The sequence below is a fragment of the Citrobacter sp. XY323 genome (assembly GCF_025106035.1).
Classification (GTDB): domain Bacteria; phylum Pseudomonadota; class Gammaproteobacteria; order Enterobacterales; family Enterobacteriaceae; genus Citrobacter; species Citrobacter braakii.
Window position 1 is genome coordinate 376940 of record NZ_JANYUK010000004.1, and the last position, 26447, is coordinate 403386.

The 26447-nt window shown below is 52.5% G+C and carries 25 protein-coding genes; 11 read left to right on the forward strand and 14 right to left on the reverse strand.

Annotated features, from left to right (window positions below; all coding sequences use genetic code 11):
• Nucleotides 1-201: 201 nt before the first annotated feature.
• The gene (gene dld, locus N0B36_RS08275) at nt 202-1911 is read left to right on the forward strand and encodes a D-lactate dehydrogenase (RefSeq protein WP_016153698.1); all 1710 of its coding nucleotides are present in this window, start codon (nt 202-204) and stop codon (nt 1909-1911) included.
• 100 nt (nt 1912-2011) lie between these two features.
• On the opposite strand, the gene pbpG is transcribed toward dld, so the two are convergent.
• The gene (gene pbpG, locus N0B36_RS08280; RefSeq protein WP_016153699.1) at nt 2012-2959 is read right to left on the reverse strand and encodes a D-alanyl-D-alanine endopeptidase; all 948 of its coding nucleotides are present in this window, start codon (nt 2957-2959) and stop codon (nt 2012-2014) included.
• 180 nt (nt 2960-3139) lie between these two features.
• Nucleotides 3140-3727, reverse strand: coding sequence for a Yip1 family protein (locus tag N0B36_RS08285; protein WP_259687077.1), 588 nt, complete (start codon nt 3725-3727; stop codon nt 3140-3142).
• A 164-nt stretch (nt 3728-3891) separates the two neighbouring features.
• Here N0B36_RS08285 and N0B36_RS08290 point away from each other — a divergent pair, with 164 nt between their 5' ends.
• On the forward strand, nt 3892-4464 hold the full coding sequence (locus N0B36_RS08290; protein ID WP_016153701.1) for a DedA family protein: 573 nt from the start codon (nt 3892-3894) through the stop codon (nt 4462-4464).
• Nucleotides 4465-4488: 24 nt separating this feature from the next.
• Here N0B36_RS08290 and mdtQ read toward each other — a convergent pair whose 3' ends face one another.
• Nucleotides 4489-5928, reverse strand: a complete 1440-nt coding sequence (gene mdtQ / locus N0B36_RS08295; protein WP_032931687.1) for a multidrug resistance outer membrane protein MdtQ — start codon at nt 5926-5928, stop codon at nt 4489-4491.
• Between the two features lie 169 nt (nt 5929-6097).
• Here mdtQ and N0B36_RS08300 point away from each other — a divergent pair, with 169 nt between their 5' ends.
• Complete coding sequence (locus N0B36_RS08300; RefSeq protein WP_016153703.1) at nt 6098-6832, forward strand: bifunctional 2-polyprenyl-6-hydroxyphenol methylase/3-demethylubiquinol 3-O-methyltransferase UbiG; 735 nt, start codon at nt 6098-6100, stop codon at nt 6830-6832.
• A gap of 183 nt (nt 6833-7015) precedes the next feature.
• Here the strand turns inward: N0B36_RS08300 and dusC are convergent, their stop codons facing one another.
• The 6 genes from dusC to N0B36_RS08330 form a co-directional block, all read right to left on the reverse strand.
• Nucleotides 7016-7966, reverse strand: a complete 951-nt coding sequence (gene dusC / locus N0B36_RS08305; RefSeq protein ID WP_016153704.1) for a tRNA dihydrouridine(16) synthase DusC — start codon at nt 7964-7966, stop codon at nt 7016-7018.
• Between the two features lie 61 nt (nt 7967-8027).
• Complete coding sequence (locus N0B36_RS08310) at nt 8028-9221, reverse strand: 3-hydroxybenzoate 6-monooxygenase (protein ID WP_259687078.1); 1194 nt, start codon at nt 9219-9221, stop codon at nt 8028-8030.
• Nucleotides 9222-9235: 14 nt separating this feature from the next.
• The gene (gene maiA, locus N0B36_RS08315; protein ID WP_259687156.1) at nt 9236-9880 is read right to left on the reverse strand and encodes a maleylacetoacetate isomerase; all 645 of its coding nucleotides are present in this window, start codon (nt 9878-9880) and stop codon (nt 9236-9238) included.
• 8 nt (nt 9881-9888) lie between these two features.
• Complete coding sequence (locus N0B36_RS08320; protein WP_016153707.1) at nt 9889-10590, reverse strand: fumarylacetoacetate hydrolase family protein; 702 nt, start codon at nt 10588-10590, stop codon at nt 9889-9891.
• 15 nt (nt 10591-10605) lie between these two features.
• Nucleotides 10606-11643, reverse strand: a complete 1038-nt coding sequence (gtdA, locus tag N0B36_RS08325; protein ID WP_019077221.1) for a gentisate 1,2-dioxygenase — start codon at nt 11641-11643, stop codon at nt 10606-10608.
• 11 nt (nt 11644-11654) lie between these two features.
• Nucleotides 11655-13013, reverse strand: coding sequence for an aromatic acid/H+ symport family MFS transporter (locus N0B36_RS08330; RefSeq protein WP_016153709.1), 1359 nt, complete (start codon nt 13011-13013; stop codon nt 11655-11657).
• A 126-nt stretch (nt 13014-13139) separates the two neighbouring features.
• Between N0B36_RS08330 and N0B36_RS08335 the strand changes: the two genes are divergently transcribed.
• From N0B36_RS08335 to preA, 8 genes are all read left to right on the forward strand, one after another.
• Nucleotides 13140-14048, forward strand: coding sequence for a LysR substrate-binding domain-containing protein (locus tag N0B36_RS08335; protein ID WP_016153710.1), 909 nt, complete (start codon nt 13140-13142; stop codon nt 14046-14048).
• A 131-nt stretch (nt 14049-14179) separates the two neighbouring features.
• Nucleotides 14180-14578 carry a CidA/LrgA family protein gene (locus N0B36_RS08340; RefSeq protein WP_016153711.1) on the forward strand — a complete coding sequence of 133 codons (399 nt, stop codon included), beginning with the start codon at nt 14180-14182 and terminating at the stop codon, nt 14576-14578.
• Nucleotides 14575-15270 (forward strand): CidB/LrgB family autolysis modulator, encoded by a 696-nt coding sequence (locus tag N0B36_RS08345; protein ID WP_016153712.1) that lies wholly within the window; start codon nt 14575-14577, stop codon nt 15268-15270. Before N0B36_RS08340 ends, N0B36_RS08345 begins: the two co-directional genes overlap by 4 nt.
• 148 nt (nt 15271-15418) lie before the next feature.
• On the forward strand, nt 15419-16303 hold the full coding sequence (gene cdd / locus N0B36_RS08350; protein ID WP_016153713.1) for a cytidine deaminase: 885 nt from the start codon (nt 15419-15421) through the stop codon (nt 16301-16303).
• Nucleotides 16304-16484: 181 nt separating this feature from the next.
• A complete protein-coding gene (gene sanA / locus N0B36_RS08355) occupies nt 16485-17204 on the forward strand; it encodes an outer membrane permeability protein SanA (RefSeq protein ID WP_016153714.1) in 720 nt (239 codons plus the stop codon).
• Nucleotides 17205-17206: 2 nt separating this feature from the next.
• Nucleotides 17207-17446 (forward strand): DUF2542 family protein, encoded by a 240-nt coding sequence (locus N0B36_RS08360; RefSeq protein WP_016153715.1) that lies wholly within the window; start codon nt 17207-17209, stop codon nt 17444-17446.
• Nucleotides 17447-17678: 232 nt separating this feature from the next.
• Nucleotides 17679-18920 (forward strand): NAD(P)-dependent oxidoreductase, encoded by a 1242-nt coding sequence (locus N0B36_RS08365; RefSeq protein ID WP_047500987.1) that lies wholly within the window; start codon nt 17679-17681, stop codon nt 18918-18920.
• A complete protein-coding gene (preA, locus tag N0B36_RS08370) occupies nt 18914-20149 on the forward strand; it encodes an NAD-dependent dihydropyrimidine dehydrogenase subunit PreA (protein ID WP_016153717.1) in 1236 nt (411 codons plus the stop codon). The genes N0B36_RS08365 and preA overlap by 7 nt, the downstream gene beginning before the upstream one ends.
• 57 nt (nt 20150-20206) lie before the next feature.
• Here the strand turns inward: preA and mglC are convergent, their stop codons facing one another.
• The 5 genes from mglC to yeiB all read right to left on the reverse strand — a co-directional run bounded on the left by mglC (nt 20207) and on the right by yeiB (nt 26444).
• A complete protein-coding gene (gene mglC, locus N0B36_RS08375) occupies nt 20207-21217 on the reverse strand; it encodes a galactose/methyl galactoside ABC transporter permease MglC (protein WP_003027393.1) in 1011 nt (336 codons plus the stop codon).
• A 15-nt stretch (nt 21218-21232) separates the two neighbouring features.
• Nucleotides 21233-22753 carry a galactose/methyl galactoside ABC transporter ATP-binding protein MglA gene (gene mglA, locus N0B36_RS08380; RefSeq protein ID WP_016153718.1) on the reverse strand — a complete coding sequence of 507 codons (1521 nt, stop codon included), beginning with the start codon at nt 22751-22753 and terminating at the stop codon, nt 21233-21235.
• A gap of 71 nt (nt 22754-22824) precedes the next feature.
• Nucleotides 22825-23823: a galactose/glucose ABC transporter substrate-binding protein MglB gene (mglB, locus tag N0B36_RS08385; protein ID WP_016153719.1), complete on the reverse strand. Its 999-nt coding sequence runs from the start codon at nt 23821-23823 to the stop codon at nt 22825-22827.
• Between the two features lie 293 nt (nt 23824-24116).
• Complete coding sequence (galS, locus tag N0B36_RS08390) at nt 24117-25142, reverse strand: HTH-type transcriptional regulator GalS (RefSeq protein WP_047359172.1); 1026 nt, start codon at nt 25140-25142, stop codon at nt 24117-24119.
• A 144-nt stretch (nt 25143-25286) separates the two neighbouring features.
• Nucleotides 25287-26444 (reverse strand): DUF418 domain-containing protein YeiB, encoded by a 1158-nt coding sequence (yeiB, locus tag N0B36_RS08395; RefSeq protein WP_200080091.1) that lies wholly within the window; start codon nt 26442-26444, stop codon nt 25287-25289.
• Nucleotides 26445-26447 lie beyond the last annotated feature (3 nt).

The following is a 26447-nucleotide window of genomic DNA, read 5'->3' on the forward strand; positions in this document are numbered from 1 at the left end:
GCAGCGAAAATATAACAAAAACCGCAGTTTGCCGTAAGACTAAACGGGAGCGATAAAGAAAGCTAAGGTTATTCTCCTAATTTTCGAAACCAGCGCGAATCAGTAAAAGACGAACCAGAGACAATATGAATGAGAAAGCGTATTGTCATACAAAGCGCTATGCTTGTTCCCGATATTGAGTCCCACCACAAGGAGTGGAGAATGTCTTCCATTACAACAGATAATAAAGCTTTCCTGAATGAACTGACCCGTCTGGTGGGTCATTCACACCTGCTGACAGAACCTGCTAAAACCGCCCGCTATCGCAAGGGATTCCGCTCCGGCCAGGGCGATGCGCTTGCCGTCGTGTTCCCCGGGTCGCTTTTAGAACTGTGGCGCGTTTTGAGCGCCTGCGTCGCCGCGGATAAAATTATCCTGATGCAGGCCGCTAACACCGGCCTGACCGAAGGGTCTACGCCGAGCGGTAATGATTACGACCGCGAGATTGTCATTATCAGCACCCTGCGTCTTGATAAGCTGCACGTCATCGGCAAAGGTGAACAGGTTCTGGCCTATCCAGGAACCACGCTCTATTCGCTGGAAAAAGCGCTCAAACCGTTTGGCCGTGAACCGCATTCGGTAATCGGATCTTCCTGTATCGGCGCTTCGGTTATCGGTGGCATTTGCAACAACTCCGGCGGCTCGCTGGTACAGCGCGGCCCGGCATACACGGAGATGTCGCTGTTTGCGCGTATTGACGAACAGGGAAAATTACAGCTGGTTAACCATCTGGGTATTGAGCTGGGCCAGACCCCGGAGCAGATCCTGAGCAAACTGGATGACGAGCGTATTAGAGATGACGATGTTCGCCACGACGGGCGTCACGCGCACGATCACGACTACGTTACCCGTGTCAGAGATATCGACGCGGACACGCCCGCACGCTATAACGCCGACCCGGATCGCTTGTTTGAATCGTCCGGTTGTGCAGGCAAGCTCGCGGTCTTTGCCGTGCGTCTGGACACCTTCGAAGCCGAAAAAAACCAGCAGGTCTTTTACATCGGCACCAACCAGCCAGAGGTGCTGACGGAGATCCGCCGTCATATTCTGGCAAAATTCGAGCATCTGCCGGTCGCCGGTGAATATATGCACCGCGATATTTACGACATCGCTGAGCAATACGGCAAAGATACGTTTCTGATGATCGACAAGCTCGGCACCGACAAAATGCCGTTCTTCTTCACCCTGAAAGGCCGCACCGATGCGATGCTGGAAAAAGTGAAAATTTTCCGTCCTCATTTCACCGACCGGGCAATGCAGAAATTTGGTCATTTGTTCCCCAGCCACTTACCGGCGCGCATGAAAAGCTGGCGCGATAAGTACGAGCATCACCTGCTGTTAAAAATGGCCGGTGGCGGCGTGGCTGAAGCCCAAAACTGGCTAAGCGAGTATTTCAAAACCGCTGAAGGCGACTTCTTTGCCTGTACGGCGGAAGAAGGCAGCAAGGCGTTCTTGCACCGCTTCGCGGCGGCTGGCGCGGCTATTCGTTATCAGGCCGTACATGCGGATGAGGTGGAAGATATTCTGGCGCTGGATATCGCGCTGCGCCGTAACGACACCGAATGGTACGAGCATCTGCCTCCAGAGATCGACAGTCAACTGGTGCACAAACTCTATTACGGTCACTTTATGTGTTACGTCTTCCATCAGGATTACATCGTGAAAAAAGGCGTGGATGCGCATGCGCTCAAAGAGCAGATGCTGGAACTCCTGCGCGAGCGTGGGGCGCAGTATCCGGCAGAGCATAACGTCGGGCATCTGTATCAGGCGCCGGAAACCTTGACCCGTTTTTACCGTGAGAATGACCCCACCAACAGTATGAATCCGGGTATTGGGAAAACGAGTAAGCAGAAGTTCTGGAAAGAATCGTAAACCTGAAAAAGATAAGCGCTACCGGGCATGTTGCCGGGGCGCTTCGCTTGCCCGGCCTACTGCTACATTCGCTATGCGTAGGCCGGATAAGACATCTTATTTAATCGTTCTGCGCGGTTTGCTCGCCCTTCGCCGAACCTGCCGCCGCCATCTGCGCAGCTTTTTGCTTTTTATAGCTCAGCGCCGCCGCCGGAACCGGCATCACCTTGCCCGTTTCAATCCAGGTACGTAAACGGCTGGCATCGGCAAAGTGAGTATATTTACCAAAGGCATCCATCACCACCAGCGCCACCGGTTTGTTGTTAATCACCGTGCGCATCACCAGACAGTGGCCTGCCGCATTGGTAAACCCGGTTTTCGTTAACTGAATATTCCAGTTATCGCGGTATACCAGATGGTTGGTGTTACGAAACGGCAGCGTATACGCAGGGTTGGCAAACGTCGCCATATCTTCACGCGTGGTACTTAGCTGGCCGATCAGCGGATACTGTTTGCTGGCGATCAGCAGCTTGGTTAAGTCACGGGCGGTCGAGACGTTATGAATCGACAAGCCAGTGGGTTCCACAAAGCGTGTCTGAGTCATGCCGAGCGCTTTCGCTTTGGCATTCATGGCTTTGATAAACGCGTTGTATCCGCCCGGGTAATGATGCGCCAGGCTCGCCGCCGCACGGTTTTCTGATGACATCAGCGCCAGCAGTAACATGTCTTTACGGCTGATTTCACTGTTCAGTCGTACGCGAGAGTAAATGCCTTTCATCTCCGGCGTCTGGCTAATATCGACTTTCAGCTTTTCATTCAGCGGCAGTCGTGCATCAAGCACCACCATCGCCGTCATTAATTTGGTAATCGACGCAATCGGACGCACAAGGTCCGGGTGGTTCGAATAGATAACTTTGTTGGTATTCAGATCAACGATCATCGCGCTACCGGACGCTATCTCTGGTTGAGAAGCCGCTGCGGTAGTTGCCGTTTTCGCCACGGCTTGGGGTGCAAAAGGAACGGCCAGCACCAGGGCAAGGCTTAATAATGAAACTCGGAATTTCAGCATGATGAGATTTCTGATAATGGTTCACGCACGTCACAACGCACACCGCCAGAGATTAAGTTTTATCTCAAGCTAGCTCAGGCATCATAGCGATCCGGCAGGTTTGCTGCCACAGGAGAATCGTCTCGAAATGCTGCGTTGCTGACTTTTACGTCAACAACGCAGCGTAGACAGGTTTATCCGTCAGAATAACCGATAGCCGTAACCCCACAGGATTACCGTAATAGCCAGCAGAACCTCCAGTACCAGCACACCGATCGCCAGCGTCGAACTGGAAAAACTCAACCCTTCCTCACGAGTGATATTCAGGAACGTCGGAATGCCGAGATAAAGTAAATAGCCGGTGTAAAACAGCGCGAGAGTCCCGACTAATGCGCACAGCCAGACCAGCGGATAAAGTGCGACCAGCCCGCTTAAAAACAGCGGCGTCGCGACATATCCGGCAAACACCATACAATGCGCCAGCGACGGACGCTGCTGGTAGTTACGCGCCATCCACCAGATAACCCGGCCCATGACGGCAACGCCCGCCAGCATCACCCCGTAAAACAGAATCGCCATTGCAAATCCGGTCAACAGGGATAATTTCAGGATATTGCCATCGCCAAAATTCCAGCCGATTTGTGTGGTACCGATGAACGCACAAACAACCGGGATTGCCGCCATCAGCAGTACATGGTGGGTGTAGTGATGCGAAACGCTTTCGTTTTCGCTGTTGATCACATGCATTTCACGATCGGGATGGGAAAACAGCCCCCAGACATGGTTCATACCGCCCCCTTCTTGTCAGCTCCGGACCTCAACAGTTCAAGTATAATTCAGCTTTGGATTAATTTTTGTACAACAACAAAAATGACGAACCGCTAATTCAGCGCTTTTAAACCCCACGATGATTCACAGGGTGTATGCTTAACGTCGGGAGGTCATCCAGACATATGGATATAAACAGTCTTATTGCACATTACGGTTACGCCGCATTGGTCATTGGCAGTTTGGCCGAAGGTGAAACCATTACCCTGCTGGGCGGCGTGGCGGCACATCAGGGATTACTTAAATTTCCTCTGGTGGTTATCTCTGTGGCCCTGGGCGGGATGATTGGCGATCAATTGCTGTATCTGCTTGGGCGTCGTTACGGTGGAAAAATTTTGCGTCGTTTCTCAAAACATCGCGACAAAATCCGCCGGGCGCAGAAAATGATCCAGCGCCGTCCTTATCTGTTCGTGATTGGCACCCGTTTTATGTATGGTTTTCGCGTGATCGGCCCGTTGCTGATTGGCGCAAGCCATTTGCCGCCTAAAATTTTCCTGCCGTTGAATATCCTGGGGGCGCTGGCGTGGGCGCTGATATTTACCACGCTGGGCTATGTGGGGGGAGAAGTCATTGCGCCGTGGCTACACAATCTCGACCAGCATATTAAGCACTGGATATGGCTGGCTCTGGTGATTGTGCTGGTGCCAGGCGTTCGGTGGTGGTTAAAAAAACGCAGCAGCAAAAGTACGGCCCGATAGCGCGATGTCTACCGGGCGGGTGCGTTACGAAGCGTGGTAGCCACCCCCCAGCGCACGGTTCAACTGGATTGAGGCATCCAGCCATTGTCCTTGTAAAAGCAGAGCGTTGCACCGTTCACGTAATGCCGGGATCTTTGCCTCACTGACCCGGGAGCCCGCAATAATTCCGGCATTGAAGCGCGCCTGCGCCAGACCCACTACGCGCAGTGCATCATGCTCAATCTGCTGCTGATGCTGATTCTTCTGCGCCAGTGTTTCTACCTGCGATGCTGCACGCGCCACGTCATTCACCGCATCCACCACGGCTTTGTTGTAATTCGCCACCGTCAGGTTGCTTTGCGCTTGAGTAATGTCGAGATTCGCGTTCAGCCTGCCGCTATCAAAGATAGGCAGCGTCAGCCCGGCCGTTACGCCCATTTGCTGCGCGGAATGGCGAAACAAGTCGCTCAGATGTAACGCATCCTGTTGTAAAAATGCCATCAGATTTACATCGGGATAAAACGCCGCTTTCGCCGCATCAATGCTGCTCAGCGATGACTCAATGTACCAGTGCGCCGCCTGCAAATCCGGTCGGCGGGCCAGCAGCGAATAACCTAGCTGGGACGGGAGCTGGCTTTCCACAGCGGGCAGCGGGGTCGAATGGAGTTTCAGGGCTGTGGACTGCGAGTTGGTCAGCGCGCTCAACCGCGCTTCAATCACCTTCATTTTACCGCTGACATCGTTCAGCTGCTGCTCTGTTTTGCTGGAATCGATATCGGTTTCAACGCCTTCCACCGAAGAAGTAAGACCATTTTGATACAGTTGACGATCAACGTTAATGACGTTCTGCTGCTCGGTTTCTATTTGCGTTAACACGGTTTTCAGCCCGGCCTGCGTTTGCCATTCCCAGTATAGACGAGCCACACCGCTCGCCAGCACCTGTCGCGTTTGCTCGCGCTCGGCTTCACGCGCCTTAACGGCCCCAATACGTGCCGTCACTTCGGCCCGATTTTTACCCCACAGATCCAGATTCCAGCCAGCAGTTAAACCCAAGGTGCCGTTGGTGTACCACGGCCCGGTCGTCCCGGCGGCCGGATCGGTAATGGCAAACGGACCCATCAGCCCTTCGGCTGACATTCTCTGACGCTCCACATCTGCTGAGAAATCGATCTCCGGGCCATCCTGCGCCTCCACAGCCTTAGCCTGCGCCTCCGCCAGTTGAATGCGCTGTTCCGCGACCTGCATATCAGGGGAGTTTCGTAACGTGCTGTCAATCAGCGCATTAAGCTGGGGGTCATGGTATGCCTTCCACCATTGGCTGTCCGGCCAGCCATTTTTTAACGCCGCAGGCAATGTGGTATCGACATTCGCAGCGGGGGTCTGCTGTGACAGAGACTGGCGGTCATCATGCATCGGCGCGCAACCTGACATCAAAATAAAAAGCGGCAACAATGCCGTCGTGACAAAAGCAGAATTACGATTCATGGAGAGACACAGGTAAGAAAAGATGTGCTGAGATTACGACTTGTCGCGTTTCCTTTTTTAGTTACGCGTGGCAATACACCTTTGGCAATAAAAATATATAATCGGAAAAATATACACCCAACAAATAATTTAGATTAATTAATTTTAATAATTTATGGATGGAGACATTATGTCGCAGAATATCTATGACGATCCCGAGTTCTTTGCCGGATATGCCACACTGGACCGTTCAGTAAAAGGGCTCGACGGTGCGCCAGAATGGCCGACAATACAAGCGATGCTCCCCGCTCTACAGGGAAAAAATATCCTCGATTTGGGTTGCGGATATGGCTGGTTTTGCCGCTACGCGCGCGATAACCAGGCGGCCAGCGTAGTGGGACTGGATATTTCACAAAAGATGTTAACTCAGGCGCACAGCATGACGCAGGGTAATGGCATCGTTTATCGACGTGAAGATCTCGAGACGCTTTCCCTGTCGCCAAATTCCTTTGACCTGGTTTACAGCTCACTTGCCCTGCACTATTTGCGCGATATCGCGCGATTATTCGTAACGATTTACCAGTCGTTAACACCGGGAGGCATGTTGGTATTCTCTGCCGAGCATCCCATTTATACTGCACCGCTTAACCAGGGTTGGATAAAAGATAAAACCGGGCAACAGTCCTGGCCAGTCAATCATTATCAGCAGGAAGGCACACGCATCAGTAACTGGTTCGCGGAGGGTGTCAAAAAACAGCACCGTAAGCTGGCGACCTGGATTAATGCGCTGATAGCCGCCGGATTCGAAATCGTTTGTGTCGATGAATGGGGACCGTCCGCTGAACAGATTGCTGAAAACCCGGCGCTGGATGAAGAAAAAGAGCGGCCAATGGTGTTTCTGCTCAGCGCACGTAAACCGGAGTAAGGTCAGTACAGGAAGATTTTCAGAGGCTTTCCTATACTTAACCTGAACTCACCAAAAAAGGAACGCTGATGAAAATCTTACTGTGGATTATTTTAGTTATTTTTCTGATTGGGTTATTGGTGGTGACTGGCGTGTTTAAGATGATTTTTTGAAAAAAGGCCACTCCGGTGGCCGATTAATGTGTTAATGCAATTTAGCGATATCAATGGCCTGAATCGCGCGCGCGATATCCGGTGAATTGTTTAATGCGCGGATTTCCTGAAACAGCGCGGTTGCTTCTGAGTATTCTTTACGCAAATACCCTAACCATTGTTTAATCCGCGCCACGTGATACAGCCCGGTATCACCCTGCTTTTCAAGACGAGTATATTTTTGCAACAGCATCACGACATCAGGCCACGGCATACGCGGCTCGTTGTACTTCACCACACGGCTCAGGTTCGGAATATTTAATGCCCCACGGCCAATCATCACCGCATCGCATCCGCTGATAGCCATACAGTCCTGGGCGCTTTGCCAGTCCCAGATTTCGCCATTCGCGATAACCGGAATGGTAAGCCGCTGGCGGATCTCACCGATCGCCTGCCAGTTGATATGTTCGGCCTTATAGCCCTGTTCCTTGGTTCGGCCATGCACCGCCAGCTCGCTGGCGCCCGCCTGCTGAACGGCATCAGCAATTTCAAACTGCCTGTCGCTGTTGTCCCAGCCCAGACGCACTTTCACCGTCACGGGGAGATGATCCGGAACCGCCTCGCGCATGGCTTTTGCGCCCCGGTAGATGAGTTCAGGATCTTTTAATAACGTTGCGCCACCGCCGCTGCCGTTGACCAGCTTCGACGGGCAGCCACAGTTCAGATCGACACCAAACGAGCCCAGTTCTACCGCGCGCGCCGCGTTCTCCGCCAGCCACTGCGGATACTGCCCCAGCAACTGTATGCGCACCCGCGTGCCGGATGGCGTCCGGCTATTGTTATGCAGTTCCGGGCAGAGCCGATGGAATACTTTTGCCGGCAGGAGCTGATCCACCACGCGCACAAACTCGGTGATGCACAGATCGTAATCATTCACTTCAGTCAGCAGCTCGCGCACCAGTGAGTCGAGCACGCCTTCCATCGGCGCCAGTAAAACACGCATATCGTCACCCGCAAAAAAAGAGGCGCTATGGTAGCGCCTCCGTTCGGGAGATTAAAGAGGCTCAGCGCGGCAACAGGCAGTTATCTTCTTTCCAGCCGTACAGCCATTCCATACCACGATAAAATTCCGCCTGAGATTTGCCTTTCCACAGCAGATTACGCACCTGGCGCTCGACGCCTGCGGCGTGGTACACACGTCCCATTTCGCGCGTCGACCAGACGATGCGCGCAGTACGCGGAATACGCACCGACTCATACAAGGCAAAGGCATCAGCCGCATCGCCGTCACACTGCTGTAACGCCTTACCGAGAGTAACGGCATCTTCAAGCGCCATACAGGCGCCCTGCGCCATATATTGTGCCACCGGATGCGCAGCATCACCTACCAGCGTAATGCGGTCGGTCCCCCATTTCTCTACCGGTTCGCGGTCAGCGGTGGACCAGCGACGCCATGACGTCGGCTTATCCAGCATCTGGCGCGGACGCGCATGAATACCGGCAAAATAGGAGAGCACTTCCTCTTTACTGCCATCCTTCACCCCCCACTCCTCCTGCTGACGGCTGTGGAAGGTCACCACCAGGTTATACTGCTTGCCGCCGCGCAGTGGATAGTGCACCAGGTGGCAGTGCGGTCCGGCCCACAGCACCGGCGCGTTAATGCGCAAATCTTCCGGCATATCATCGCAATCAATCACCGCGCGATAGACCACGTGCCCGGTCACGCGTGGCGCATCGCCAATCAGAGACTGACGCACAACCGACTTCACACCGTCACAGCCCACCAAAATATCCGCTGTCCAGCTGTTACCGTGCTCATCAATTACCGTCACATCATCTTCTGTCTGGCGAATATCAACCACGTTAGTTGAAGTGCGATACTCAACGTTGGGATGAACCAGTGCCGCCTCCCAGACAGAAGCATGAATATCAACCCGATGGATAACCGCATAAGGACCGCCAAAGTGATCGCGGAACGCCTGCCCGGTTTCAATATGTACAACCTCTTTCGCGTTTACCGCATCCATCATGGTGATGTGATCGGTAAAAACGGCGCGCTGACGAGCGACGTCACCCACGCCAAGGCTGTCCAAAGCAGAAAACGCGTTCGGCCCGAGCTGAATGCCCGCACCAATCTCACCAATCTCGTGCGCTTTCTCCAGCAACATCACTTTAATGCCTTGACGGGCCAGCGACAGCGCGGTCGCCGCGCCGCCAATCCCGCCACCCACGATAATTGCGCGTGTCACTTTAGCCATTGTCGTTCTCCTTATCAGGCTGGAATTTTGTCTTGTTGATTCTCGGGCGCGGCGGCGATAAACGCCGGAAGCTGGGTACAGGCATCGTATACCGCCTTACAGCGCGGATACCCGCTCAGATCACAGCCCACACGTAACGCGTTCGCCCACTGCGGGATCAGACAGCAATCCGCCAGCGTCGGCGCATCCCCCACACAGAACGTCCCCGAGTGACTCTGGCGCAGCATCTGTTCAACCGCACTTAACCCTTGCTGGATCCAGTGCGCATACCAGCGTTTTTTATCCTCTTCACTGACCTTTAGCTCTTCGCTCAGGTAGCGCAGTACCCGCATGTTATTCACGGGATGGATATCACAAGCGATGGCATAAACAATTTCCAGCACCCGGCTGCGCGTCGGGAAGTCGGCTGGCAGCAGCGGCGACTGCGGAAAGTGACCATCCAGCCAGTCGGTTATCGCCAGCGACTGCCCGAGTGATTCTCCCTCATCAGTGACCAGCGTCGGTACAAGCCCTACCGGGTTCATCCGCCGGTAGGCCAGCTCGTTCTGCTGACCGATGCGAATGTTGACACCCACCGTCTGGTAATCAAGCCCCTTCAGCGCCAGCGCAATGCGTACGCGATATGACGCGGAGCTGTTAAAGAAACTGTACAGCTTCATCATCCACCTCAGACAATCTTCACAGCGATGGGGGTTAAACCGTCTACATTGCCGGTGATCACATCTCCTTTCACCACTGCGCCCACGCCCTCTGGCGTGCCTGTGTAGATCAAATCACCCGGCTGTAGTTCGAAAAAGCCGGACAGATAGCTAATGGTTTCATTAACGGACCAGATGAGGTGGCGAATATCGCTACGCTGATGATCGTCGCCGTTGACCTGCAACCAGATAGGCGCGTTGTTAACATCCGCACTTTCGCTGGCTTTATGCAGTGGCGCGATGGGGGCAGAAAGATCAAATGCTTTGCCGATTTCCCACGGACGCCCCATCTGGCGCATCTCCATCTGCCTGTCGCGGCGGGTCATATCCAGACCAGTGGCATAGCCCCAGATATATTCGTGCGCTTTTTCCAGGGGTATATCGCTGCCCTTTTTACCGATCGCCACCACCAGCTCTATCTCATAGTGATAGTTATCGGTCTGCGACGGGTATGGCAGCTCGAGGGTTTGACCGGCCGCCACCGGGACCACTGCATCGGCAGGTTTACAGAAGAAGAACGGCGGTTCGCGATCCGGATCAAAACCCATTTCACGCGCATGAGCGGCATAGTTGCGGCCCACGCAGTAAACGCGACGCACGGGAAACTGTTCATTACTGCCAACGACCGGAACGGTAACAGGCGCTTGTGGTTCGAATACGTATTGCGTCATTTTCTCTCTCCCAAATTAATAACGTGCTTCACGGAACAACCCCAGCGCTTCCTGAACCGGTCTGTCCGAAAAACTAAATAAGACGGCATCTTCGTGGGCCTGGAATGACACGCCGTGCCAGGTTGGCACCACGAAGATATCTTTTGGCGAAAAATTGAAGATCTCGGTGCCGATGGTGACCTGCCCGCTTCCTTCCACCACGTGATAGATAGTGCTGTCGGTGGTACGCGCCATCCGCGAGGAAAAGCCCTTCGGCAACAGTTGTAAAAAGGTCCCCATTGAAGGCATGGGATAACCACCGGTTACCGGGTTGACGTAACGCATCTTGTAACCGTCCCACTCATCGGCGTCGCCCATGCGGGTCAGGTCATGCAGCGCTTCACGGCTGCGATCGTAGCGATAGTTGAAAATTGGCGATGAGTTACCCTTCTGATGACGCAGCGGCAGCATATTGGCCGCGTAGCGTGGTAAGTAATCCCCTTCCTTACGCGTGACCGGCTGCTGATCCTCCGGGTAATCTTCCGCAAAGCCGCAACCCAGCAGATTCACCAGTGGCAGATCCAGACCGTCCAGCCACACCACCGGTTCACTGCCTGGGTTGCCGTGGTCGTGCCAGCGCCACTGTGGCGTCAGAATAAAATCGCCTTCATGCATTTGGGTGCGCTCGCCATCTACCGCGGTAAATGCCCCTTTCCCTTCGACAATAAAGCGCAGCGCAGACTGATTATGCCGGTGACTCGGGGCAACCTCGCCCGGCATAATTAACTGCAATCCGGCGTACAGCGTTGGGGTGATTGAAGACTGTCCGCGCAGCATGGGGTTTTCCAGCACCAGTACGCGACGAATCGCCTCTTTCGCGCCAATCAGATCGCCGCTTTCCAGCAGCAGCGGGCGGATCTCCTGGTAGTTCCAGTACGCAGGAGCACAATGTGCGTTCGGCGTTGGCGGTACCAGGCGGTGCAGCGACTCCCACAGCGGGGTCAGATTCTGCCCGGAAATATGCTGGTAAAACTGCTGACGGCTGTTCTTAACATCCTGATTAAGTTCTGACATAGAGATTCTCCTTATTTGTTCACGATGCCTACGCGTGACAACGCGTCAGGGACAGAGGCCGACTGGCGGATAACAACCGTCAGCAGCATAAGCATCACCGCGCTGATGGCCGCCGGAACGGCAATAATGAAAAACAGGTTATCGAATGAGAAATTCATCGCCATCATCACGCCGCCGGAGAGCGAGCCGACAATCGCGCCGCAGCGGCCAATCGCATTAGACCAGCTGACGCCCGTGGCCCGGCTCTGCGTCGGATAAAGCGTGGCGGTTAAGGCATTCAGGCCCACCTGCGAACCGCTGATGCCGATGCCGGTGCCAAAAATGGCCAGCGCCATCAGCCACAGGCCGTTCTCGCTCAGGCCAATCATGACAATACACACCGCACCCAACGCATAGCTCACTGCCAGCACGCGGAAAGGGTTGTATTTATCCATCAGCACTCCCAGCACCAGCGCACCTAGCGTACCGCCAATCTGAAAGGCGGCGGTCACCCATGAGGCATGCTGCAGGTCAATTCCGCGATGGTTAAGCAGCGTTGGCATCCAGCTGGAGAGCAGATAAATAATCAGCAGGCTCATAAAGAACACCACCCATAACATCAGGGTAATGGGCAACTGTTGCCCGACGAACAGCTGGCGAATGCTGCCTTTGGCAATCGCGGCGCCCTCGTTGAGATAAAATTGGGTATTGTCATAACGTTCCCGGGTGATGGCGCTGACGGTTCTGGCAATCACGTTTTGCGGCAACTGACGACGAACCTGCCAGCGCGGGGATTCCGGCAAAGCAAACAGCAGAGCCACAAACAGCATCAGCGGTAGCACGCCTCCCAGCACCAGGATGCCGTGCCAGCCAATAACCGGCACCAGCTGTGCGCTGACAATCCCGCCCATCGCCGAGCCCAGGGTAAAACCGCAGAACATCATGGTGACCAGTGCGCCACGCCGACGCGCTGGCAGGTATTCTGAGGTCATAGTGATAGTATTTGGCATCGCGCCGCCCAGGCCTAACCCGGTAAGGAAGCGCAAAAAAACCAGCGTTTGTAGATCGGGGGAAAAAGCCGAGATCAGGCTCAGTGCGCCGAACAGCGCCACGCAGAGTTCAATCACCCGTTTGCGGCCAAAACGATCCGATAGCGGACCGCAGAGCAGTGCGCCAGCGGTCAGACCCAGCAGGCCTGCGCCAAACAGCGGCGCCAGATCTCCGGCCGTCAGTTGCCAGTGGGTGCGAATGTCGGGCGCGATAAAACCAATAGCCGCGGTATCAAAACCGTCGAGCATGACGACCAAAAAACAGCAAATGATAACGCGCCACTGGGTCTTACCGACGGGGGCGGAATCGATCAGTGCTTGTAGATCACGTTGTTGAGTCATAGTGAATGCCTCAGTGCAGGTAGAGTAGATGTCTGTTTTGTTTTAGGTATGTTGCGACTTTGTATGTTTGGAGATGAAATGTACAATGGCTTTTCATGCAGAGGCATAACCTGGAGGTTATAGCAAATGGCTAACTGGGCGCAGAAACTTAAGTTACACCACCTGCAAACGCTTATTGCGCTGGGCGAACAGGGGAATTTGACTCACGTCGCCCGAATGATGAATATCACCCAGCCAGCGTTGTCAAAATGGTTATCGCAGCTCGAAGATGAGATGGGTATCACACTCTTTGAACGTCATAGCAAAGGCTTACGCCCTTCAGAAGGCGGCAAGCTGCTACTGCAGCATGCCCAACGCCTGATCAATGATATGGAACGTTCACAGTATGAAATCGCCCGTTTTAAGCAGGGAGGCCTGGTAGGGAGTCTGAAGATTGGCTGCTCGCCGGTGGCGACGGACTGCGTTTCACAGGCGATACTGGGTTTGCTCACAGAGCTGCCGACCTTGCATCTTAATATTGAAGAGAAGGTGATGACCCCGCTGCTGCACGATCTGCTCGCGGGTTCGGTGGATGTGGTGGTCGGACGCGTCGGTGGCCGGGCGCTTCAGTTGCCGCTCAATTACCAGGTGCTGTATACCGAGCCGGTCTGTTTCGTCGCGCGCCCCGACCATCCGCTGGCAAAATATCCCCTGCTCACCTGGCATGATCTGGCTAACTGGCGCTGGATTGTCTGGCCGACGGGAACGCCCATCCGGATAAGCATTGACAACGCGCTGGTAGATAACGGCGTCATGCTACCGGAAAACATCATTGAGTCGGCGTCGATAAACGTCAGCACCAACCTGCTGCAAAGTAGCGACATGATCTCTATTCTTTCTCTACGCCTGGCGCAGCGTTATGCCGCCCAGGGACAGCTGGCTATCCTGAATCTGCCGAAGATTGAACAAAAAGGTAGCGTAGGCGTGTTCTGGCGCAACAATGAAACGCCCACGACCGCCCTGAATCGTTTTCTGTATTACCTGGCACAGGTTTAACGTGAACAGTTAGGGCCATCGCCCGATGTTCCAGATATCTATTTCTTCTATGCTTAGAATTCATGATGTGATCGGTAGCACGTTTTGAAGTTTAATTGTATGATGAATCAGTCTCGTCAAGGGTTTCAACTATGAGCAAAGCACTGAACATTATCTGGCAATATTTGCGCGCATTCGTCCTGATTTATGCCTGCCTCTATGCAGGTATTTTTCTTGCATCGCTACTCCCCATCACCATTCCGGGCAGCATTATCGGCATGCTGATTCTGTTTGTCTTACTGGCTTTGCAGGTGTTACCGGCAAAATGGGTTAACCCCGGCTGCTATGTGCTGATTCGCTATATGGCCCTGCTGTTTGTCCCGATTGGCGTGGGGATCATGCAGTACTTTGATCTGCTCCGTGCGCAATTTGGTCCGGTAGTGGTGTCCTGTACCATCAGTACGCTCGTCGTTTTCCTGGTGGTGAGCTGGAGTTCTCACATTGTGCACGGTGAGCGCAAAATCGTTGGGCAAAAAGGGTCTAAAGAATGATGTCGTATATCTGGTGGTCGTTACCCCTTACGCTGGCGGTATTTTTTGGCGCACGTAAGCTGGCTGCACGATTTAAAATGCCGCTATTGAACCCGCTACTGGTCGCCATGGTGGTGATCATTCCCATTCTGATGCTGACCGGAATTCCCTACGATCACTATTTCAAAGGCAGTGAGGTGCTGAACGATTTACTGCAACCTGCCGTGGTCGCGCTGGCCTATCCGTTATACGAACAGCTGCACCAGATTCGCGCTCGCTGGAAATCAATTATTGCCATCTGCTTTGCGGGGAGCGTTGTGGCGATGGTCACAGGTACAACAATCGCCTTGTTGATGGGCGCATCGCCGCAAATTGCTGCGTCAATCATGCCGAAATCGGTAACCACGCCTATCGCTATGGCAGTGGGAGGCAGTATTGGTGGTATTCCGGCCATCAGCGCCGTGTGCGTCATTTTTGTCGGTATCCTCGGGGCAGTGTTTGGTCATACTTTGCTCAATGCGATGCGTATTCGCACCAAAGCCGCACGTGGACTGGCTATGGGTACCGCTTCGCACGCCCTGGGTACCGCACGCTGTGCAGAGCTGGACTATCAGGAAGGCGCGTTTAGCTCTCTGGCGCTGGTTATTTGCGGCATTATCACCTCGTTGGTCGCCCCATTCCTGTTCCCGATTATTCTGGCCCTGGTCGGTTAACCTTCAATTTTTGGCTAATTATTTGCGATGCGTTGCACATTTTTAATTTAAGTTTCATAAGTTGCATACACAATGAGATTTGGATCACATATAAAGCCGTAACAGGCCCGTAAACTACGATTCCATTACATTGTTATGAGGCATCGCCATGCATCCACGTTTTCAAACTGCTTTTGCCCAACTCGCGGATAACTTGCAATCAGCCCTGGCGCCTGTTCTGGCGGATGCGCATTTCCCCGCCATGCTGACTGCTGAGCAGGTCTCTTTGCTGAAACGCGAATCGGGACTGGACGAAGACGCGCTGGCATTCGCTCTACTGCCGCTGGCTGCGGCCTGCGCGCGTACTCCGCTGTCCAACTTCAACGTTGGGGCAATTTCTCGCGGCATCAGCGGCACCTGGTACTTCGGTGGGAACATGGAGTTCCTGGGGGCGACTATGCAGCAAACCGTTCATGCCGAGCAAAGCGCCATTAGCCATGCCTGGCTGCGCGGTGAAAAAGGGCTCGCCGCCATCACCGTCAACTACACGCCGTGCGGCCACTGTCGCCAGTTTATGAACGAACTGAACAGTGGACTGGATTTACGTATTCATCTGCCGGGACGTGCGCCACACGTGCTGCGCGATTACCTGCCAGACGCCTTCGGACCGAAAGATCTGGAGATTAAAACACTGCTGATGGACGATCAGGATCACGGCTTCGCGCTGCAGGGCGATGCGTTGACCCAAGCGGCTATCACCGCCGCCAACAGATGTCATATGCCGTACAGCAACTCCCCAAGCGGCGTGGCGCTGGAATGTAAAGATGGTCGAATTTTTAGCGGTAGCTATGCGGAAAATGCCGCCTTCAACCCGACCCTGCCGCCGCTGCAAGGCGCGTTAAACCTGTTGAACCTTAACGGTTATGACTACCCGGATATCCAGCGTGCTGTGCTGGCTGAAAAAGCCGATGCGCCGTTGATTCAGTGGGATGCGACCTCCGCTACCCTGAAAGCGCTGGGCTGCAATAATATTGAGCGCGTGCTGCTCGGTTAATTGCCTGGCGCTACGCTTATCTGGCCTACAATCGCTCCAGGTTGTCGGCCAGATTTGCTGTTGCTACCATCCAACAGGGCCGTTTTGCTGAAAATCCCCTCAATCAGATTGCTGTTTCTTGCGCTACGTCTTCCGGTACAGTAGCCTGATTGAAATTCCATCCAAATAACGAGTTTTCTGCATGTTAAAGCGCGTGTTTTACAGCCTGTTAGTCCTGGTAGGCTTGCTGCTTTTGACTGTGCTTGGGCTCGACAGGTGGATGAGCTGGAAGACCGCTCCTTACATCTACGACGAATTGCAGGATTTACCCTATCGCCAGGTCGGTGTGGTCCTGGGCACGGCGAAATACTATCGCACCGGCGTCATCAACCAGTATTACCGCTACCGCATTCAGGGCGCATTGAACGCCTATAACAGTGGAAAGGTAAACTATCTGCTGCTGAGCGGCGACAACGCACAACAAAGCTACAACGAACCCATGACGATGCGTAAGGATCTGATTGCCGCCGGCGTCGATCCCGCTGACATCGTGCTTGATTACGCCGGGTTCCGGACGCTCGATTCAATTGTACGAACCCGCAAGGTGTTCGATACCAACGATTTCATCATTATTACTCAGCGATTCCACTGTGAGCGCGCCTTGTTTATTGCGCTGCATATGGGCATCCAGGCCCAGTGCTATGCGGTGCCCTCACCAAAAGATATGCTCACCGTGCGGGTACGTGAATTTGGCGCCCGCTTTGGCGCACTGGCCGATCTCTATATTTTCAAACGTGAACCCCGCTTTTTAGGCCCGCTGGTGCCCATCCCTACCATGCATCAGGTACCGGACGATGCACAGGGATATCCGGCGGTCACGCCTGAACAACTACTCGAATTACAAAAGAAACAAGGAAAATAAGCATGGATGTACAAACCCTTTTCGTCGTGTTGGCCTTTCTGCTCATTCCCGTATTTTGTTTTCGCGAAGCATGGAAAGGCTGGCGCTCTGGGGCCGTAGATAAAATTAAAAAGAATGCGCGCGAACCGGTTTACGCTTATCGCAATCAAGAGCCCCTGCAATTTTGGTCTTATGTGCTGGTTTATGCCGGGTGCGGATGTTTATCCTTCGGGATGGTTATTTACTTAGTCTTTTATCGCTAAAGAATTTTCCTTTATATTAGCATTTGAGAATAGCTAATATTTTGATAATAATTACCATTTCAATGTAAGGGATTAATGCTGCCCGCCAGCATTTCCCTCAGACTATCTTCTATTTGTGAATCCTTTCACAGAATACTCTTCCTGCAGTGCTTAGCCTTAGGAATAGCCTTCACTTTTTATATTTTGTTATTAACGGTTTGCCTTAATTTACTCAAGCATTAAGGAAGAAAATATGCCACAACAAAATTATCTGGATGAGCTCACGCCTGCTTTTACCCCATTATTAGCAATAAAAGAGGCTTCTCGCTGTTTATTATGTCACGACGCCCCCTGTAGTCATGATTGCCCGGCGCAAACAGACCCAGGGAAATTTATTCGCTCTATTTATTTTCGTAATTTTAAAGGCGCTGCCGAAACTATCCGCGAAAATAATGCGCTCGGTGCGGTGTGCGCCCGGGTTTGCCCAACCGAAAAATTATGCCAGCGCGGATGTACGCGCTCAGGAATTGATAAACCTATCGATATTGCACGTCTGCAACGCTTTATTACCGATTTTGAACAGCAGACCGCAATGAAAATCTATCAGCCAGCAACAAAAACGCTCGGCAAGGTAGCTATCATCGGGGCGGGTCCGGCAGGGTTACAGGCCAGCGTAACGCTAAGTAATCTTGGTTATGATGTCACAATCTTCGAAAAACAGGCCCAGCCAGGTGGCTGGTTGCGTTATGGCATTCCTGAGTTTCGTCTGCCGCAAGCAGTTTTGGATCTTGAAATTGCCCGTATCGTTGAAATGGGCGTGACCATCAAGTGCAATTGTGAAGTCGGCAATGCCCTTTCCGTTGAGCAACTCAAAGCAGAATACCGCGCCGTACTGGTTACCGTTGGGATGTCTTACGGTTCAACGTTACCTCTGTTTGAGAGGGCGAATCACGTAGAAATCGCCGTCGATTTTCTGCAACGAGCCCGCCAATCCAACGGCGATATTACCGTCGCACAAAGTGCATTAATCATCGGCGGTGGCGACGTGGCGATGGATGTCGCCAGTACGTTGAAGCTGCTGGGCTGCCCGTCAGTCACCTGTGTCGCGCGTGAAGAACTCGCTGACTTCCCGGCCAGCGACAAAGAATTCAGCAGCACACAGGCTTTAGGGGTGTCGATAATTGACGGCTTCACGCCCGTGGCGGTTAGCGGAAATCGAGTCACCTTTAAGCACGTACGCCTGCCAGGAGAACTCACGCTTGAAGCCGAACAGATTATTCTCGCCGTCGGCCAACATGCTCAGCTTGATAATTTCGCCGCGTTAAAACCACAGCGCAATCTTATCGATACGCACAATTATCAAACCGCCGATCCGGCTCTGTTTGCTGCGGGCGATATTGTTAAAGGCGATAAAACCGTTGTTTACGCCGTGAAAACGGGAAAAGAAGCCGCTCAGGCCATTCATCACTATTTAGAGGGAGCTTGCTCATGTTAACGAAAGATCTTTCTATTACTTTTTGCGGCGTCAAATTCCCCAACCCGTTCTGCCTCTCTTCCTCTCCGGTGGGCAACTGCTATGAAATGTGCGCCAAAGCCTATGATAGCGGCTGGGGTGGTATTGTTTTTAAAACGATCGGGTTCTTTATTGCTAATGAAGTCTCCCCACGTTTTGACCATCTCACCAAAGAAGATACCGGCTTTATTGGCTTCAAAAACATGGAACAAATTGCCGAGCATCCGCTGGAGGAGAATCTGGCCGCAATTCGTCGACTGAAACAGGACTACCCGGACAAAGTCCTGATTGCGTCGATTATGGGGGAAAATGAGCAGCAATGGCAGGAACTGGCCCGCCTGGTTGAAGACGCGGGTGCCGACATGATCGAGTGTAACTTCTCGTGCCCGCAAATGACCTCACATGCCATGGGTAGCGATGTCGGGCAAAGCCCTGAGCTGGTTGAAAAGTATTGTCGGGCCGTTAAACGCGGCTCGTCCCTGCCGATGCTGGCGAAAATGACACCGAACATTGGTGATATGTGTGAGGTGGCTCTGGCAGCAAAACACGGAGGTGCCGACGGTATCGCGACCATCAATACGGTTAAATCCATCACGAATATCGACCTGAACCGAAAAATCGGGATGCCGGTCGTCAACGGTAAATCCAGTATTTCCGGCTACTCCGGCAAGGCCGTTAAACCTATTGCTTTGCGATTTATCCAACAACTGCGCATGCACCCTGAACTGCGCGATTTCCCGATCAGCGGCATCGGGGGAATTGAGACCTGGGAAGATGCCGCCGAGTTTTTACTGTTAGGCGCGGCCACGCTGCAGGTGACCACCGGGATCATGCAGTATGGCTACCGGATTGTGGAGGACATGACCAGCGGGCTGTCACATTACCTCGCCGATCAAGGGTTTGACTCACTGGAGGAGATGGTTGGTCTTGCCAATGCTAATATCATCCCCGCGGAGGATCTTGACCGTAGCTACATCGTCTACCCGAACATTCATCTTGATAAATGCGTTGGCTGTGGCCGCTGCTACATCTCCTGTTATGACGGTGGACATCAGGCGATGGAATGGAATGAGGAAACCCGCACCCCGCATTGCAACACAGAAAAATGTGTGGGATGCCTGTTGTGTGGTCACGTTTGTCCGGTAGCCTGTATTGAGCTGGGTGAAGTGAAATTTAAACCCGGTGAGAAAGAGCATGCGTTAACGTTGTAACGCTGACAAAAAAGCCCGGTACAGATTACGCTGCACCGGGCTTTTTGCGGTATACGATTACTTCTTACGCGCGTACTTCAGTGAGTCCAGCGCGACCGCGAAGATGATAATGCCGCCCTTGATAATGTACTGCCAGTAAGGGTTCACGCCGATGTAGGTCAGACCGTAGTTGATGACGGTGAAGATAATCACACCGGTCACCACGCCAAACACGGTCCCTACCCCGCCGCTGAACGACACGCCGCCAACCACGCACGCCGCAATCGCATCCAGCTCATACATAAAGCCGAGGTTGTTAGTCGCCGAGCCGATACGCCCGGCTTCGAGCAAACCACCGAAGGCATAAAACACGCCAGACAACGCATAGATGATCAGCAGGTTCAGCGCAACGTTGACCCCGGACACTTTCGCGGCTTCTGGGTTTCCGCCGATGGCGAAAATGTTTTTACCGAAGCGGGTCTTGTTCCACAGCACCCAGACAAACGCCACCGCAATCAGCGCATAGAAGGTGATGTAGGAGAGGCGGAAACTACCCAGCGCAATAAAGCCCTGCGCGAAGGTGGAGAATCCGCTGTCAAAGCCAGAAATTGGCGATGCGCCGACAAAGTCGTAGTACAGGGAGTTGATCCCGTAAACGATGATCATCGTACCCAGGGTGGTAATAAACGGCGTCACATTCAGATAAGCAATGATAATACCGTTCACCAGACCGATAATGGCGCCAATCACGCAAACAATCAGCACGACTACGATGATTGGCATTGTAGCCATTTCCGGGAACACCTTGTTGGCGTTCTCCATCGACTGTAGCAAGGTTGCCGCCACGACTGCCGCCAGGCCAACCTGACGTCCCGCCGACAGGTCTGTCCCTTGGGTAACAATCAGCCCGGCCACACCCAATGCGATAATAATACGCACCGAGGATTGCGTCAGAATATTACTCAGGTTCAGTAAGCTTAAGAAAGTGGGATCCTGGAAAATAATAATCGCCAGCAAAACCAAAAGAACAACGTAAATTCCGCCTTCTTTCAGATAAGTAAGAAAACTTTTCTTATTTAACGCACTCATGAGGAGCCCCTAATCTTAAAGGTGCAAAGACGCAAGACGGAGGATTTCGTTTTGCGTTGTTGTTTTAGTGTCAACAATTCCGGCAACGAGACCATTGCTCATCACCAGAATACGATCGGTAATACCCAGCAGCTCCGGCATTTCAGAGGAAATAATAATAATCCCCTTATCCTTTTTCGCGAGTTCGGCAATCAGCTGATAAATTTCAAATTTCGCGCCAACATCGATACCACGCGTGGGTTCATCTAACATCAGGATTTCTGGCTGCGTTAATAACCAGCGACCAATAACCACCTTTTGCTGATTACCACCGGACAGTGAACCGATTTGTGTACGATGGCCCGGCGTTTTCACCCTCATTGAGTCAATTACCCACTGGGTATCACTCTTCATGCGGGAATTATCCAGCAGACCAACTTTATTTTTATAGTTTTGGATATTGGAGATTAACGAGTTAAAACCAATATCCAGATACGCGTAAATACCGGTTGAGCGGCGCTCTTCCGTGACCAGCGCAAAACCATGATTAATGGCCTCATTTGCGCTGTGGTTATTAATCTTTTTGCCGTGTAGCGTAATCGTACCCGATGATTTCTCACGAATACCAAAAAGCGTTTCAACGATATCAGTACGTTTTGCGCCGACCAGCCCGGCAATCCCGAGAATTTCCCCTTTGTGCAAATCAAACGAGATATCCCGAATCGACGGCTGACGCAGCGAGGTCAGGTTACGTACTTGCAGAATGACTTCACCGGGTTTGTTTTCTTTATCCGGAAAACGTTGGTTCAGTGAGCGGCCGACCATCATGGAGATGATCTTATCCATATCCAGCCCTTCCAGCGGCTGGGTCGCAATCCACTGGCCATCGCGCAGCACGGTAATTTCATCGCATAGCTGGAAGATTTCTTCCATCTTGTGAGAAATATAAACAATACCGCATCCACGCTCTTTCAGCTTACGGATAATGGTAAACAGATGATTAACTTCTTTCTCGGTTAACGATGACGTTGGCTCATCCATGATGACGATTTTTGCGTCATAGGAGAACGCTTTCGCAATTTCAATCATCTGCATTTGAGAAACGGATAATGTACCAACACGCGCACGCGGATCGATATCAATATCCAGCTCATCAAATATCGCTTTGGTATCGCGGTACATTTTGTCCTGATCGACAAACATGCCTTTGGTGGGATAGCGTCCCAGCCACATGTTATCCATCACAGAACGTTGTAATACCAGGTTTAATTCCTGGTGTACCATCGAAATACCATTTTCAAGCGCTTCTTTAGCAGAATGAAAATCGATTTCTTTACCCTGAAATAAAATACTACCGGAATCTTTTTGATAGATACCGAAAAGACATTTCAATAATGTTGATTTCCCCGCGCCATTCTCCCCCATTAAGGCATGAATGGAATGTGGGCGGACTTTTAAATTGACATTATCAAGAGCCTTAACGCCGGGGAAGGACTTGTTGATGCCGGTCATTTCCAACAAGTATTCGCCTGACGACTGAGTATGTGTGCTGACCATAATTATACCTTGTTGGCCTTGCAGAGTGCGTTATTAAGGGCGCAATGACATTGCGCCCAAAGACGGAGTATTTACTTATTGGTAAACTCTGCCAGATTATCTTTATCGACACCTACGTACGGAACGCGAACAATTTTGTTCTCAATTTTCCAGTTAGTGCCATCTGCCGCACCTTTGCCGTCAGCCAGGTTTTTCGCCAGATCGAAGGTGGCTTTCGCCTGGTTGTTGGCGTCGTTCAGCACGGTACCAGCCATTGCGCCAGATTTCACCAGAGCCAGCGCTTCAGGCAGCGCATCCACACCAAATACCGGTACGCTGGTTTTGTTGTGCGCTTTCAGCGCTTCAACTGCGCCCATTGCCATCGCATCGTTGTTTGCGATAACCACTTCGATTTTGTTGGCGTTCGGACCGGACATCCACGCATCCATTTTATCTTTTGCCTGAGCGGTATCCCACATTGCAGTATCTAACTGCAGTTGCTCAGTTTTAATGCCTTTATCGTTCAGCTCTTTAATCACGTAAGTGGTACGTGCTTCAGCGTCCGGGTGTCCCGGTTCGCCTTTCAGCAGAACAAACTGAATTTTGCCGTCTTTGTTCAGGTCCCAGTTCGGGTTAGCTGCCCAGTGTTTGGCGATCAAATCACCCTGAATAATACCGGACTCTTTAGAGTCGGTACCGACGTAAAACGCTTTGTCATAACTGTCCAGCGCCTTACGAGAAGGTTCTTTGTTAAAGAACACGATCGGTACGTTCTGCCCGCGTGCTTTTTCAATGACCGTGCCTGCCGCTGCCGGGTCAACCAGGTTAATCGCCAGTGCTTTTACGCCTTTTGCCAGCAGCACGTCGATCTGGTCGTTTTGTTTGGACTGGTCGTTCTGCGAGTCATTCATCAGCAGCTGTACATCTGGCGCCGCTTTGGCATCTTTTTCAATAGCCTTACGTACTACAGACATAAAGTTATCGTCATACTTATAGATAGTCACACCAATGCGGGTATCAGCAGCGTGCGCAGCCGCGCCGAATAACATGCTTGCCATTACAGCAGACAGGGTCAACACCTTCTTATTCATGGTATCTCCGGTTTTATTATGCAGGGTAGTACTTGAGATAAATGCTCGGCAGGCAGAACGTTACTGAAGTGTTACTGAACGCCGAAGCTCACTTTTAAAAAATATTTCTTCCGTGTCTGGCAACGCTCCAAAAACAGGCTTTAATTTTTGTTTAAGGCACCTTTACCTCGGTGAAAGTGATTATTCACCGTTACATAGTAGTTACAGCGCAACAAACAGTGTCATCATAGCTATCGCATTGTTAATATACTGTGAATTTACTCACATATTGAAAGCGGTTACATCGCGCAACGTTATGAGTTAGTGATCGGTGCCGCATTCTGCCGAAGCGCCACAGAATGGCGACGGACCAGCGTCGGCATAAAGCAGTGCGTCGCCTCCAGGTCTAACGTGCCTGCAGCCCCCTGTAGCGCAAGCTCCGTCGCCATTTTTGCCATGGAGGCAATGGGATAGCGTACGGTGGTCAGTTGCGGATCGGTGTAACGCGCGATAGGAATATCATCAAAGCCAATGATAGAAAGGTGTAATGGAATAGCGATGCCGTTGTCTTTTAGCGCGGTCAGCGCGCCGGCAGCCATATTGTCGTTATAGGCGAAAACCGCCGTCAGTTGTAAGTTACGTCCCAGCAGTTCTACCATCGCAGACTCTCCGCCTTGCATATCGGGCGAACCGGTGCCGACCCAACTTTCTGCCGCAACAATCCCCTGCTCTTTCAGGGCTGTTAACCACCCTTCTTTGCGCATGGTGTCATCTTCAATACGATGGCTTGACGCCAGATAACCGATGCGTTGATGACCATTATTCAGCAGCATTCGGGTCGCCATTTTGGCACCGCTGATGTTATCCAGGCAGACGCAGCGGTGGGCGTAACCCGGCACCAGACGGTTGATCAGCACCATGCCGGGGATCTGATCCATAAACTCGGCGAGTTCCCGATCGCTCAGTGCTTTCGAGTGTACAATCAGTGCGTTACAGCGCTGACGAATCAACACCTCAATGGCATGACGTTCTTTTTCAGCCTCATGGTAGCTGTTGCCAATCAGGACATACTTCTGATGCTGCTGGGCAACCATATCCACGGCTTTTACCAGCGCGCCAAAAAAGGCGTCTGATACATCCATGACCACAACACCAATCGTGTCGCTCACCTGCGTCGCCAGCGCTTGCGCGTTGGCATTAGGTCGATAGCCCAGCAGAGTAACTGCCTTCATTACCGCTTCACGCGTATCGGGACTCACCAGCGCACTGTTGTTCAGTACGCGGGAAACGGTCGCTACAGAAACGCCAGACTGTCGTGCCACATCACGTATGGTGATCATATTCACTGCCCTGTTTTAGATTGCGGTTGCCCGCAGACACCCCAGGCTGGGTATTTTGTCAGCACAATGAAACGCACTGCGTGAGAGATGTCACAGGAATGAAAGCGCTTACATCCGTTTTGTTAACGAATGTGATCCAGATCGTTATCTGGATGTACGCGGCAATGATGTCCCCGCAGCACGCAGGGTTAATTGACGCCACAGCCATTCCACCGGGCCCTGGCGGTAAAAACGTAGCCATATGACGGAGAAAAGTAGGTTAACGGCCCAAACCGGAATGACGAAATACAGCAGCTCCAGTCGGTCAAATTTCATAAATAAGCCGATCTGGTAAAACAGCGTGGTGCAGATTAAGGTTTGTAACAGATAGTTAGTTAATGCCATGCGCCCCACACAGGCGATGGCAATGACCCATTTTAAGCGGCTAAGCTGCGGCCAGAAGCCGAACATCAGCGCGGCGTAACCAATGGTTTGCAACGGCGCGCCCAGCTCTCGCGGGGCTTGTAGCAAGAAGGCACACCAGCGATATGCCCAGTCCAGATGCCACTGAGCGACGATAGCAGGCAGGTTAATCGCCATCCCGAGAATGACCAGCAGTACACCGGTGCGTCGGTAATGCTGTAAGCTGTACTGCCCTTTTAACCAACCGCTGCGCATCAATGCCGCGCCGAGCAGCATCATCCCCGCCAGTTGCCAGCCGTACTGTGCGCCCAGCGCCAGCAAACTATTGGACATCATATCCACGCGATTGCTGACGGCTTCCATTCCACCGTTTATTTTCCAGTATTTTTCATACAGCAACGCTGAGGCATCCGGCGTCCAGGCACGACTGGTTTCACTCCCGGAGATTACCCCCAGCAGCAGCAATACGCCAACGCCCACCAGATAAAGCAGTACACCGGTGTTAAATAAGCTTTTTACCGACGGCGCATCACGGATCAACCGCCAACAAATTAGGCCGATTAAGCCATATGCCAGCAGGATATCGCCATCCCAGAAGAGTAAACCGTGAATAAAACCCAATAGAACCAGCAGCGTAAGCCGCGACTGGATCCAGCGTTTACCGCGCGGGAGCAGCATTTGCAGACCGGCACCGAACAGCAGCGCAAACAGCGTGAGGAATTTTACCTGCGCGAAGAGATCGAGCAGCGCCCAGGTCCAGGCGTCGGATAAGGTGATGTTGCCATACCACGCGGGATTGAGGTATGCCGCCTTTGGCAAGCCAAAGGCGCTAATATTGAGAAGCAGGATACCAAGAATGGCGACGCCACGAATAAAATCCAGCGTGACATTACGCTCCATGGT

Excerpts from the sequence above, each read along its gene's own strand:
- N0B36_RS08310 (WP_259687078.1), bottom strand. The coding sequence starts at position 9,221 with ATGGCTAAAGTGACACGCGCAATTATCGTGGGTGGCGGGATTGGCGGC.
- dld (WP_016153698.1), top strand. The coding sequence starts at position 202 with ATGTCTTCCATTACAACAGATAATAAAGCTTTCCTGAATGAACTGACC.
- yeiB (WP_200080091.1), bottom strand. The coding sequence starts at position 26,444 with ATGGAGCGTAATGTCACGCTGGATTTTATTCGTGGCGTCGCCATTCTT.
- N0B36_RS08340 (WP_016153711.1), top strand. The coding sequence starts at position 14,180 with ATGAGCAAAGCACTGAACATTATCTGGCAATATTTGCGCGCATTCGTC.
- mglC (WP_003027393.1), bottom strand. The coding sequence starts at position 21,217 with ATGAGTGCGTTAAATAAGAAAAGTTTTCTTACTTATCTGAAAGAAGGC.
- N0B36_RS08335 (WP_016153710.1), top strand. The coding sequence starts at position 13,140 with ATGGCTAACTGGGCGCAGAAACTTAAGTTACACCACCTGCAAACGCTT.
- dusC (WP_016153704.1), bottom strand. The coding sequence starts at position 7,966 with ATGCGTGTTTTACTGGCGCCGATGGAAGGCGTGCTCGACTCACTGGTG.
- maiA (WP_259687156.1), bottom strand. The coding sequence starts at position 9,880 with ATGAAGCTGTACAGTTTCTTTAACAGCTCCGCGTCATATCGCGTACGC.
- pbpG (WP_016153699.1), bottom strand. The coding sequence starts at position 2,959 with ATGCTGAAATTCCGAGTTTCATTATTAAGCCTTGCCCTGGTGCTGGCC.
- mdtQ (WP_032931687.1), bottom strand. The coding sequence starts at position 5,928 with ATGAATCGTAATTCTGCTTTTGTCACGACGGCATTGTTGCCGCTTTTT.
- N0B36_RS08365 (WP_047500987.1), top strand. The coding sequence starts at position 17,679 with ATGCCACAACAAAATTATCTGGATGAGCTCACGCCTGCTTTTACCCCA.
- cdd (WP_016153713.1), top strand. The coding sequence starts at position 15,419 with ATGCATCCACGTTTTCAAACTGCTTTTGCCCAACTCGCGGATAACTTG.
- mglB (WP_016153719.1), bottom strand. The coding sequence starts at position 23,823 with ATGAATAAGAAGGTGTTGACCCTGTCTGCTGTAATGGCAAGCATGTTA.
- preA (WP_016153717.1), top strand. The coding sequence starts at position 18,914 with ATGTTAACGAAAGATCTTTCTATTACTTTTTGCGGCGTCAAATTCCCC.
- gtdA (WP_019077221.1), bottom strand. The coding sequence starts at position 11,643 with ATGTCAGAACTTAATCAGGATGTTAAGAACAGCCGTCAGCAGTTTTAC.
- N0B36_RS08300 (WP_016153703.1), top strand. The coding sequence starts at position 6,098 with ATGTCGCAGAATATCTATGACGATCCCGAGTTCTTTGCCGGATATGCC.
- N0B36_RS08290 (WP_016153701.1), top strand. The coding sequence starts at position 3,892 with ATGGATATAAACAGTCTTATTGCACATTACGGTTACGCCGCATTGGTC.
- N0B36_RS08285 (WP_259687077.1), bottom strand. The coding sequence starts at position 3,727 with ATGAACCATGTCTGGGGGCTGTTTTCCCATCCCGATCGTGAAATGCAT.
- sanA (WP_016153714.1), top strand. The coding sequence starts at position 16,485 with ATGTTAAAGCGCGTGTTTTACAGCCTGTTAGTCCTGGTAGGCTTGCTG.
- N0B36_RS08320 (WP_016153707.1), bottom strand. The coding sequence starts at position 10,590 with ATGACGCAATACGTATTCGAACCACAAGCGCCTGTTACCGTTCCGGTC.
- N0B36_RS08360 (WP_016153715.1), top strand. The coding sequence starts at position 17,207 with ATGGATGTACAAACCCTTTTCGTCGTGTTGGCCTTTCTGCTCATTCCC.
- galS (WP_047359172.1), bottom strand. The coding sequence starts at position 25,142 with ATGATCACCATACGTGATGTGGCACGACAGTCTGGCGTTTCTGTAGCG.
- N0B36_RS08330 (WP_016153709.1), bottom strand. The coding sequence starts at position 13,013 with ATGACTCAACAACGTGATCTACAAGCACTGATCGATTCCGCCCCCGTC.
- mglA (WP_016153718.1), bottom strand. The coding sequence starts at position 22,753 with ATGGTCAGCACACATACTCAGTCGTCAGGCGAATACTTGTTGGAAATG.
- N0B36_RS08345 (WP_016153712.1), top strand. The coding sequence starts at position 14,575 with ATGATGTCGTATATCTGGTGGTCGTTACCCCTTACGCTGGCGGTATTT.